Origin of the sequence: Bradyrhizobium jicamae (assembly GCF_001440395.1) — a bacterium.
GTDB classification, from domain to species: Bacteria; Pseudomonadota; Alphaproteobacteria; order Rhizobiales; family Xanthobacteraceae; genus Bradyrhizobium; species Bradyrhizobium jicamae.
Map to the genome: position 1 here is coordinate 319 of NZ_LLXZ01000164.1, position 9640 is coordinate 9958.

The following is a 9640-nucleotide window of genomic DNA, read 5'->3' on the forward strand; positions in this document are numbered from 1 at the left end:
TGAGCAGACGAGGGTTGCACGGACAAAGCCAGCATCGCGGCCATCGCCGCAGCGCCGGTAACGTTGAGGAATCTGGATGACATTTTGCCCTGATGACGAAGCCGTGTGTCAAACGAAAGCAGAACACATTGAGAGAGCGAGTACGCCGGAATTGTGACTGGCATTTCCGAATCCGGACGCCGGGTTCCGGTATGGTTTAGTATCTCCTTCAAGACAAGCAAGCGGCAGGACCGTTCATCAAGATGAAGGAGACCGCTCATGCACGTATCCGTGAATGGGGTGCGGCTGTTCTTTGATGTCGAGGGGGCGAAGCTGGTCCCGGACGGGCCCACCATGCGGGAAAAGCCCACCTTGCTGCTCCTCCACGGCGGCCCGGGCTTTGATCATTCAATTTACAAACCGGCCTACTCTGCCCTCTCCGACATCGCGCAGATCGTCTATCTCGACCATCGCGGCAACGGCCGCAGCGAGGACGGCCCGCGAGAGGGCTGGACGCTGGCGCAGTGGGGCGACGACGTGCGCGCGTTCTGCGAGGTGCTCGGCATTACCGCCCCGATCGTGCTGGGCGCCTCATTCGGCGGCATGGTGGCGCTGGCCTACGCCACGCGCCATCCGAACCATGCTTCGAAACTGGTGCTGGTCAGCACGGCGGCCGCCGGCGGCGAATATCTGGAGCGACGGGTCGAGTTGTTCGAACGCTTCGGCGGACCGGAAGTCGGCGCGCTGGCGCGGCGGCGCCTGCTGGAAGATCGGGGCCATCCAGACCAGACTTCAGTGGAGGCCTGGGTGCGGCTGGCGATGCCGCATTACACGCGCGTCCCGCGCGACCCCGACATGGGACGCCGCGCCATCAACCGGCCGCCGGTGCTGCAATGGTTCACTCAGCCCGGCGGCGAGAGCCACAGCTACAACTTCTTCCCCGATCTGGATCGCATCCAGTGCCCGACCCTGGTGCTCGGCGGCGAGGACGACCCCATTCACCCGATCGAGAGCCAGGCCGACATCGCAGCCGCGCTGCCGCCACACCTGGTGCGGTTCGAACGGTTCGCTGACTGCCGGCACGCCTGCATCCAAGATGCACCGGAGCGCACCCTGGCCGCGATCCGCAACTTCATCCTGCGCCCAAAATGAAACCGGCGCCCGAAGGCGCCGGCTCAGAAACTTTGCGAGATCGAATTCGTCAGGCGCCGGCGTTCAGCACCGTGACGGCGCGGCGATTCTGCGACCAGCAGGAGATGTCGTTACAGACGGCGACCGGACGCTCCTTGCCGTAGGAGATGGTGCGCATGCGGTTCGGATCGATGCCGCGCGAGGCGAGATAGCTGCGCACCGACTGGGCGCGGCGGGCGCCGAGCGCGATGTTGTATTCGCGGGTGCCGCGCTCGTCGGCATGGCCTTCGATGGTGAAGGAATAGCGATTGTAGGTCTGCAGCCACTGCGCCTGCTTCTCCAGCGTGGCGATCGCCTGCGGGCTCAGATCGGTCTGGTCGCTCTCGAAGAACACGCGGTCGCCGACATTGACCACGAAGTCCTGCTGGCTGCCCGGGGTTGCCGCGCTGGCCATCGCGCCATCGGCGCCGACGTTGTTCTTGGCGCAGGCGCCCATCGACAGCGCCACAGCGACCACAGCCGCCAGCTTCCATCCCTGGAGGATACGCATCTGATATTTCATTCCGGAGCCTCCACGCTCACGTTTTTCGACTGTTATCCGGTCTACAGCTCGATGGTTAAGCGAACGTTCCGTCAACCTTGATGGAACCTTGCCAGGCTCGCTCAAATGCCGGCAAACCGTGAAAAGCGACCGCGATAGTTAATGGTTTGTAAATGTGGCGCGATGGTGAAAGCAAGGGCGCGAAGGCCGAAATCACCGGATTTGGGTGCTTGTCATCGCCCGGACGGGACCGGCATTCAGGAATATGAACCGCCGCACCGGAGAATCCGCGGGGTCGCGCAGCCGGTCTGATTCGCCGGCGGCCAGATTCAGGAAGTCAGAGCGATCGAGGGCCGCTCGAAGGAAGTGACAACGCCGTGGGGCGATGAATGCCGCTCGGTGTCGCGCTCGAAGAGCATCCGCCGCTCGGTCGACGTCGAACGCATGATGGGAAAACGGGCCAATACCTTGTCCCGCACAATCCCGAAATCGCAGGCCATCAAGGCCACCTTGTGCGAGATGATCGGAATCGGACGCGGTTCGGCGATAGCCTCTTGCAGGAAGACGCGACGGTAAAACGCCTGATGCTCGGCACGGACGAGCGCGAGCCCGGTGTCGGCTTTGAAATAAGCGCAGGCCATATAGCCCAGGCGCACCGTCAGGTAGGGAAGTTCCGGAAACCGCCCGGCTTTTTCGGGGTCGGCAGCCAGGCGCGACGGATCGACGAAAACCTCTCCTTTATCGAGGCGAGGATGCAGTACATCGCCGAACAAATCGGTCGTGTGGGACATCCGCCATTCCGATGTCAGGACATGGAGGCGGACGGAGCTGCAGAGTTCGCCATCAATATGAATTCCGAACGTCCGGGCGTTGGGAGCATCATCATAGGGATCGTGGACGCGCTCGGACTCTGACGGCGGGATCAATCCGCCATTCAGATAGGCTCTGTAGCGCAACGAAGAGATGCGATCTCTTTCCTCGGCAGTTTCGACAAGCCGGTATTCGACGCGATCAAGGAGCCGTGATCCCCAAACGGAGTTCGACCCGCGCGTTTCGACTCCGGACTTCATCCAATACTCCTTGAAAACACTCAACAACCTGTGCGGGCACGAAAAAGCTTAACAGCTTCTTAATGCTTTGCAAACGAATCACCCCGTTAGGGTTAAGCCTTCCGGCTACCCAACCTGGGCGATTTGTCCGTATTTTTGCGGGGAAATCAGGCGATCGATCGCGAGGCGATCGCGCGGAGCTGGTCGTCCGGCGGGCGGCGGCCGTGCGAGGCATTCAGCAACTGGCGGACCCGGACCGCGGGCACCGGCGGGCTGAACAGATAGCCCTGGGCCTCGGTTACCGCGCCATCGGCGCTGATCAGCTCGAGTTGCTCGTTGGTCTCGATGCCCTCGACGACAACAGACATTCCAAGGTCGGCCGACAGCCGGGCCACGCCGCGCAGCAGCGTCAGCGGACGGTCGGTATCGATCCCTTCCAGGAAGGAGCGGTCGATCTTCACTTTCTGCAACGGGAAGTTGTGAAGATAGCTCAGGCTCGAATAGCCGGTGCCGAAGTCGTCGAGCGAGATCCGCACGCCCAGCGAATGCAGTTGCGACAGCACGTCATGCGTTACTTGCGTATTGCGCAGCAGCGACGATTCGGTGATTTCGATTTCGAGCCGGTTCGCCGGCAGGCCGGAGACCTCGAGCGCGTAGCGGACTTCGCTCAGCACGTCGCGCTGATGGAATTGCTGCGGCGAGAAGTTCACCGCGACGCTGACGCCTTCGGGCCACTTCATGCATTCCATGCAGGCCCTGCGCAGAATCCAGCGGCCGAGATCGACGATCAGGCCCATGTCCTCGGCAATCGGAATAATGTCGGTCGGCGACACCGTGCCGCGCACCGGATGATTCCAGCGCAGCAGCGCCTCGCAGGTGGAGATCCGACCCGATTTGAGATTGACCAGCGGCTGGAAGAACAGTTCGAACTCCTCGTTGGCCAGCGCCTTGCGCAGGTCCAGTTCGAGGATGCGGCGGGATTCGACGACCTGCGCCATCTCCTCCCGGAAGAAGCAGAAGGTGCCGCGGCCGTCGGCCTTGGCGCGGTACAGCGCCATGTCGGCATTCTTCAGCAGCGTGTCGGCGCTGACGCCTTGCGAGGTCATGGCGATGCCGACGCTGGCGCCGATCTCGACCAGATGATTGTCGATCTTGTAGCGCTCGCTCAGGCGATCGACGATGCGCCGGGCAAGGCCGGCAGCGTCCTCGGGCGAATGGATGTTCTGCTGGAACACCACGAACTCGTCACCGCCGAAGCGCGCCACGAAATCCTCGGGCCGCAACATCTCGCGCAGCCGCTCGGCCACCGCGCACAACAGCTGATCGCCGCAGGGATGGCCGAGCGTGTCGTTGACCTGCTTGAACTGGTCGAGGTCGACGAACAACAGCGCCGATAATTGTTCGGCGCCCTGCTGGATCGCCAGAAGATGTCCGATTTCGTCGCGGAAGTTGACCCGGTTGGGTAGTTCGGTGAGTTCGTCATAGCGCGCCAGATGGCTGATCCTGGCTTCCGCATCCTTGCGCTCGGTGATGTCCTCCACCAGCATGACGGTGCCGCCGTCGGCCATCGGCTGAAAGGTCCAGGACAGCGACCGGTTCTTGTTGAAATCCGGATCGGTGGTGATGATGTCGCTGGCGCGGGAATACTCGACTTGCTGCAGAATGAGATCGGCGCTTGCCCCCGAGATCGCCCCGGCGGCGACGCAGGCCAGGCAGATATCGGATACATTGGCGTCCCGCTGCACGAAGTCATCAGACAAATTCATCATCTTGCTGAAGCGGTGATTCATCACCGCAAGCCGGCCATCGGCGCGAAACATGCACAGTCCGTGCGGCATGTTGTTCAGCGCAGTATCGAACTGGCCGGCCAGCGCCGCTTCGCGCTCGCGTGCGACAAGCGCCTGCATGAAAATTCTGTGCAGGTTGGCCGAGAGCTTGATGAGCGTCACGAGGAACACGGCGGTGACGACCGACATCGCCACGTAATAGGGCGTACCGCGTACCGCCAGCGCGATGACAGTCGTACCCAGGGCGAGAAGAAGCTGCAGCCTGAATATCCACTGCCGCCCATAGGCCCTGCCCGCGCCGCCGGCGAGGAGTCCGATCGTCACGGACAAGGCAATCATATGGGCCACGGCATCGTCGGTGCTCAACAGCGTGGTGCTGCACCATATGCCGATCGCAACGGCCTGGATCATGGCCCCGACCTGGTAGCGCGTCGCCCACAACGCGGCACCATCGGCAGTGAGGGTCGATTTGCGCGACTGGTAGAGTTGCAGATCGATCGCCCGGACAACGCCGGCAAGGGCGAGCAGCGCGACACATGCCCAGATGAGGTCGTTTCCGGTCTTCAGCGCGGTCATGGCCGCGGTGATCGTCGCGAAGACGATGCCCACATGCACCGTGCCCGGCGTTTCGAAGAGGGAATCGATCAACGCCGCGCGAATGGACGGCGGTGTCTCCTGCTCGGGTAATTCTCGCTGATCGGCAAGCTGCATTTCGGGCGCACGTCCTTTGGAATTAGACGTTGTACCTATCGCAGGTGAAGTCTTTCTGAGGGAACATCGTTAGCGAGACGTTGCTACCGATTGGTAAACGAAAAAATTTGCCCGCAAAATCAGCGGGCTAGGCAATGTTTGCCGATTAACGAGTGTGCTCCGCGCGCGCGGGTTCCATCAAGACAATAGCGGCGACCATGCCGGGTCGGAGGCGAAACCGGGCGTTGGTACCCGCAATTCGTTACGACCTGAGATATCGACCGTGTACAGCGACGGGCCGCCGCTGCCGCCAGGATCGCGGAAGAACATCACGACCCGCCCGTTCGGCGCAAACGTCGGCCCCTCATTGTGGAAGCCGGAGGTGAGGATGCGCTCGCCCGAACCGTCGGTCTTCATGATGCCGATCGCGAACGCGCCGCCGCCCTGCTTGGTGAAGGCGATGTAGTCGCCGCGCGGCGACCAGACCGGCGTCGAATAGCTGCCCTCGCCGAACGAAATGCGCTGCGCGCCACCGCCATTGGCCGGCATCACATAGATCTGCGGCTTGCCGCCGCGATCGGATTCGAAACAGATCCGGCTGCCGTCGGGCGAATAGGACGGCGAGGTATCGATCGCCGGCGTATCGGTCAGCCGCGTCGTCGATTTCGAGCGCAGGTCCATCACGAACAGGTTCGAATTGCCGCCCTGCTGCAGGCTCATGATGATGCGCTGGCCGTCCGGCGAGAACCGCGGCGAGAACGACATGCCGGGGAAATTGCCAACGATCTCGCGCTGCCCGGTCTCGACGTTGAACAGATAGACGCGCGGATCGCCCTGGCCGAATTCCATGTAGGTGATCTCTTGCGTCGACGGCGAGAACCGCGGCGTCAGCACCAGATCGGAGCCCTTGGTGAGATAGCGGACATTGGCGCCGTCCTGATCCATCAGCGCCAGCCGCTTGACGCGGCGCTCCTTCGATCCGGTCTCGTCAACGAACACCACGCGGCTGTCGAAATAACCCTTTTCGCTGGTCAGGCGCTCGTAGATCTGGTCGGAGATGATGTGGGCAATCCGCCGCCAGTATTCCGGCGAGGTCTGGTATTGCTGGCCGGTGAGCTGCTGTTGCTGGTTGACGTCCCAGAGGCGGAATTCCGCTTTCAGCCGGCCGTCGCCCAGCCGCGTCATGCGGCCGGTCACCAGGAACTGCGCGCTGATCTGCTTCCAGCTCTGAAAGGTCGGCGGGTTGTCGGGATTGCTGATGCGCTCGATGAAGGCGGCTGGATCGATCGGCGCGAACAGCCCGCTGCGCTTGAGGTTGTTGGTGATGACCTGCGCGACGCCGACGCCGACCTCGGCATCGCCAGGCGTGCCCGCGACGAAATTCGGGATCGCGATCGGCTGCGGAACGAACTCACCTTCGGGAATGGGGATTCGCTTCGGCGCTTGCGCAAGAGCATTGCGACCGCCGGCGACCGCGCCAAGCGCCGCCATTCCGGCAATGATCTGACGGCGGCTCGGGCGATACAGCATGTTCGGCAATCCATCCTTATCAGTCATCGCTTCAAACTTTGCTCATATCTGTCATTGCCAACGGATGTCCGCCACGTGACAAAACCGTTAGACTTTTTCCTTGAACACCGGCGCAAAATATTTCCACTCCTCATAGAATGCCGCCGGCAGCTTGTACGGCTGGCATTCGATGATCGCGCGCAGTGCGCTTTCCTGATAGACGCGAAGGAAGGGCGTTGTCGGCGTTCCCTCAGGAACCGGCGAGCCTTCAAGCGTGCCGTCGCGCTTCAGACGAATGGCAAACGCGACTTCAGGCTTCTGCGACTCGATCCCGCCATAGGGTTTCTTCCAGCATCGCTCGACCTGCCGCTGGAACATCGAACCCCAGGTCGCGGAATTATCCGCGGCCGTGCCCTTGGCAAGGCCCAGCGCCGCATTGGAATTCAGCGTGTCGCCGGTCGTGGCCTGCCGCGTCGGATCACGCTTGTCGAGCAGCGCCGCGATCTGGTTCTGATCGAAGTGCCGTTCCACGATCCTCTTCTGCGGCTCCGGCGGCGGCTTGGCGGCCTGCACCGGCGGCTTCGGCGGTGGCTTCTTCTCTTCCTTCTTGATGGTGTCGCCGATCTGATCGACCTTCGGCGGATCCGGCTTCTTCTCTACCGGCTTCTGCTCTTCCTTCGGCTTCTCAACGACCTTCGGCGGGTCGGGTTTCTTCTCGACCGGCTTCTCCTCGACCTTCGGCTGCGGCGGCGGCGCGGTCTCGGTCACCACAGGCGCCTTCTCGCTGATCTTGCCGACGGTGTCATCGACGGGCTTCGCTTCGGCGACCTTCTCGACCAGCGGCTTCGGGTTTTCCTTCTTGCCGGTCTTCATGCCGGCCATCACCTTGGCCAACTGGTTGGAGTCAACAACATCGACCGCAACCGACTCTTCCGGCTGCATTTCGAGCGCCTTGGTCGAGAACGACAGCATCACCCATCCCAGCACGAGAACGTGCAGGGCAACGGAAGCCATCACCGTCTTGTCGACCTTGATCTTCACTCGAGTTTTCCCACTCCCCCGTCAGCCATCCTACGCCATTGCCTGCTCAGGAGCCCTGCTCCGGAACGATGACGATATTCGCCTTGAACCCCGCCTGCCGAATATACCCCAATAGTTTCATCATATCCGTGTAACAGACGTCCTTGTCGCCCCGCAGGTATACCACGCGCTCGGCCTCGGACCGGGTCTCCTTGATCGCCGTGATCTTGGGCAGGAGCTCATTGGCCGGAATCGGCGTATCCCCGAGATAAAGCTCGACGTTGGAATTGCAGGTCCCGCCGGTGCGCTTGACCGAGAGCGTCAATGGCGGCGCGTTTGCCTGGATCTGCTTGCCGCCGCCGGCGACCGGCAGGTCGATATCGATGCTCGAGGTCATCAGCGGCGCCGCCACCATGAAGATGATGAGCAGCACCAGCATGACGTCGACCATCGGCGTGACGTTGATCTCCGCCATCACGGCCGCACGACGCCGGCCGCGGCGTCCACCGCCACCGCCTGCCGAACCTGCCATGTTCATCGCCATGATCGTGATCTCACGCTGCGCTCGTCATGTGCCGCTCTCACGCCCGCTCGTCGATCTGGCGGGACAGGATGGCTGAAAACTCGTCGGCAAAACCTTCCAGCCGCTGCGCCTGCCTGTTCACCTCGGACGTGAACTTATTGTAGAAAATGGTCGCGGGGATGGCGGCGATAAGACCGATAGCGGTCGCAAACAGCGCTTCCGCGATGCCGGGCGCCACCACGGCCAACGACGTATTTTTCGAGGCCGCGATCGACTGGAAGCTCGACATGATGCCCCAGACGGTTCCGAACAGACCGACGAACGGACCTGCAGAGCCAACGGTCGCCAGCACCAGGAGCCGCCGCTCCAGCCGCTCGACCTCGCGGGCGATGGAGACGTTCATCACCTTCTCGATCCGCATCTGCAATCCGGCGAAGGAGCGCGACTGGCTCTCGAACGAACGTTTCCACTCGCGCATCGCGGCAACGAAGCACGCCGCCATCGATTGCGTCGGCTTGGCCGACAGTGCGCGGTAGAGCTCCTCGATCGACTGCCCCGACCAGAACGCCTGCTCGAAGCGGTCCATCGCGCGCTTGGTGCGCGAATAGAGGAAAATCTTGTCGATCGCGATCGCCCAGACCCAGACCGAACAGGCGAGCAGGCCCAGCATGACCGTCTTGACGACCCAGTGGGCCTGCATGAACAGCGAGATCAGCGACACATCGGCCGCGATCATCGGCAAAGCTGACGGCGCCACGTCGGCGGGATTCATAAGCGGTATCCTCTCAACGCAAGGGTCCCTAATTCCTCCGGGAGCAAATGGCTGCCGGTTCCACGGCCGCGCGTTGGGCGCGGCGATTTGCGCCAGCGCGAGAAGCCTCTTTCCTGTCGCATGGGGGGCCCGCCGAAAGCCGGGCCCTGCTTCCCCTGCCAACATGTCAAAACGAGGGCTGTCAGCGCGTCATTCCGTCCCTAACCAGACGCTAAGCTTGGTTAACTTTAGGTTACCAAAGGGAAATCCGACAGCCGGAATTCCAGCCCGGACGGGCGGTTAAGGGTCGGGAACCGGGTTCCATGGGACCGTCCGGAGGGTTGCGGCAGGGCCGGTAATCGGCCCTTTCGGGCGGCCTGAAGCGTAGCCTCCTCAAGATGGAAAGTCGCTAGTTCTCACCGCGTCATTGCGAGCGCAGCGAAGCAATCCACGTCTCAGCCCGGGGATAGATGGATTGCTTCGCTGCGCCCGCAATGACGCGGAAATAGATTCGCGATCTCGCGACATATTTTGTCCGAGGCATGCATCTTCTTTACCCACCCTCCCATTCAGAGGGCGCAGGGAAGACCGGGTGCTTGCTGCCCCCGAGGTCTCGCGTGCCGTTCCTAGATCATGATGCGATTTGAAGGAATCGCATCA

At 62.2% G+C, this 9640-nt stretch carries 9 protein-coding genes; 1 reads left to right on the forward strand and 8 read right to left on the reverse strand.

Features of this window, described 5'->3' with window-relative positions:
- The coding region (locus CQ12_RS45715) for a hypothetical protein (RefSeq protein ID WP_210180595.1) at positions 1 to 260 on the reverse strand (260 nt) is incomplete at its 3' end.
- On the opposite strand from CQ12_RS45715, the gene CQ12_RS27885 reads away from it, so the two are divergent.
- Positions 259 to 1131 (forward strand): alpha/beta fold hydrolase, encoded by an 873-nt coding sequence (locus tag CQ12_RS27885; protein WP_063799829.1) that lies wholly within the window; start codon positions 259 to 261, stop codon positions 1129 to 1131. The genes CQ12_RS45715 and CQ12_RS27885 overlap by 2 nt on opposite strands.
- Before the next feature lie 49 nt (positions 1132 to 1180).
- Here CQ12_RS27885 and pal read toward each other — a convergent pair whose 3' ends face one another.
- From pal to tolQ, 7 genes are all read right to left on the reverse strand, one after another.
- Positions 1181 to 1672: a peptidoglycan-associated lipoprotein Pal gene (pal, locus tag CQ12_RS27890; protein WP_057838504.1), complete on the reverse strand. Its 492-nt coding sequence runs from the start codon at positions 1670 to 1672 to the stop codon at positions 1181 to 1183.
- 308 nt (positions 1673 to 1980) lie between these two features.
- Positions 1981 to 2721 (reverse strand): N-acyl amino acid synthase FeeM domain-containing protein, encoded by a 741-nt coding sequence (locus CQ12_RS27895; protein WP_057838505.1) that lies wholly within the window; start codon positions 2719 to 2721, stop codon positions 1981 to 1983.
- A gap of 146 nt (positions 2722 to 2867) precedes the next feature.
- Positions 2868 to 5198 carry a putative bifunctional diguanylate cyclase/phosphodiesterase gene (locus tag CQ12_RS27900; RefSeq protein WP_057838506.1) on the reverse strand — a complete coding sequence of 777 codons (2331 nt, stop codon included), beginning with the start codon at positions 5196 to 5198 and terminating at the stop codon, positions 2868 to 2870.
- Positions 5199 to 5375: 177 nt separating this feature from the next.
- Entirely contained in the window at positions 5376 to 6707 is a 1332-nt protein-coding gene (gene tolB / locus CQ12_RS27905) for a Tol-Pal system beta propeller repeat protein TolB (RefSeq protein WP_057838507.1), read from the reverse strand.
- Between the two features lie 87 nt (positions 6708 to 6794).
- Positions 6795 to 7721, reverse strand: a complete 927-nt coding sequence (locus tag CQ12_RS27910; RefSeq protein WP_057838510.1) for a cell envelope integrity TolA family protein — start codon at positions 7719 to 7721, stop codon at positions 6795 to 6797.
- 52 nt (positions 7722 to 7773) lie between these two features.
- A complete protein-coding gene (locus CQ12_RS27915) occupies positions 7774 to 8250 on the reverse strand; it encodes an ExbD/TolR family protein (RefSeq protein ID WP_057838508.1) in 477 nt (158 codons plus the stop codon).
- 37 nt (positions 8251 to 8287) lie between these two features.
- Entirely contained in the window at positions 8288 to 9001 is a 714-nt protein-coding gene (gene tolQ, locus CQ12_RS27920; RefSeq protein ID WP_057838509.1) for a protein TolQ, read from the reverse strand.
- Positions 9002 to 9640: the final 639 nt, after the last annotated feature.

What these genes read in the sequence shown, in the direction of transcription:
- CQ12_RS27885 (WP_063799829.1), top strand. Translation starts at nt 259, where the DNA reads ATGCACGTATCCGTGAATGGGGTGCGGCTGTTCTTTGATGTCGAGGGG.
- pal (WP_057838504.1), bottom strand. Translation starts at nt 1,672, where the DNA reads ATGAAATATCAGATGCGTATCCTCCAGGGATGGAAGCTGGCGGCTGTG.
- CQ12_RS27895 (WP_057838505.1), bottom strand. Translation starts at nt 2,721, where the DNA reads ATGAAGTCCGGAGTCGAAACGCGCGGGTCGAACTCCGTTTGGGGATCA.
- CQ12_RS27900 (WP_057838506.1), bottom strand. Translation starts at nt 5,198, where the DNA reads ATGCAGCTTGCCGATCAGCGAGAATTACCCGAGCAGGAGACACCGCCG.
- tolB (WP_057838507.1), bottom strand. Translation starts at nt 6,707, where the DNA reads ATGCTGTATCGCCCGAGCCGCCGTCAGATCATTGCCGGAATGGCGGCG.
- CQ12_RS27915 (WP_057838508.1), bottom strand. Translation starts at nt 8,250, where the DNA reads ATGGCGATGAACATGGCAGGTTCGGCAGGCGGTGGCGGTGGACGCCGC.
- tolQ (WP_057838509.1), bottom strand. Translation starts at nt 9,001, where the DNA reads ATGAATCCCGCCGACGTGGCGCCGTCAGCTTTGCCGATGATCGCGGCC.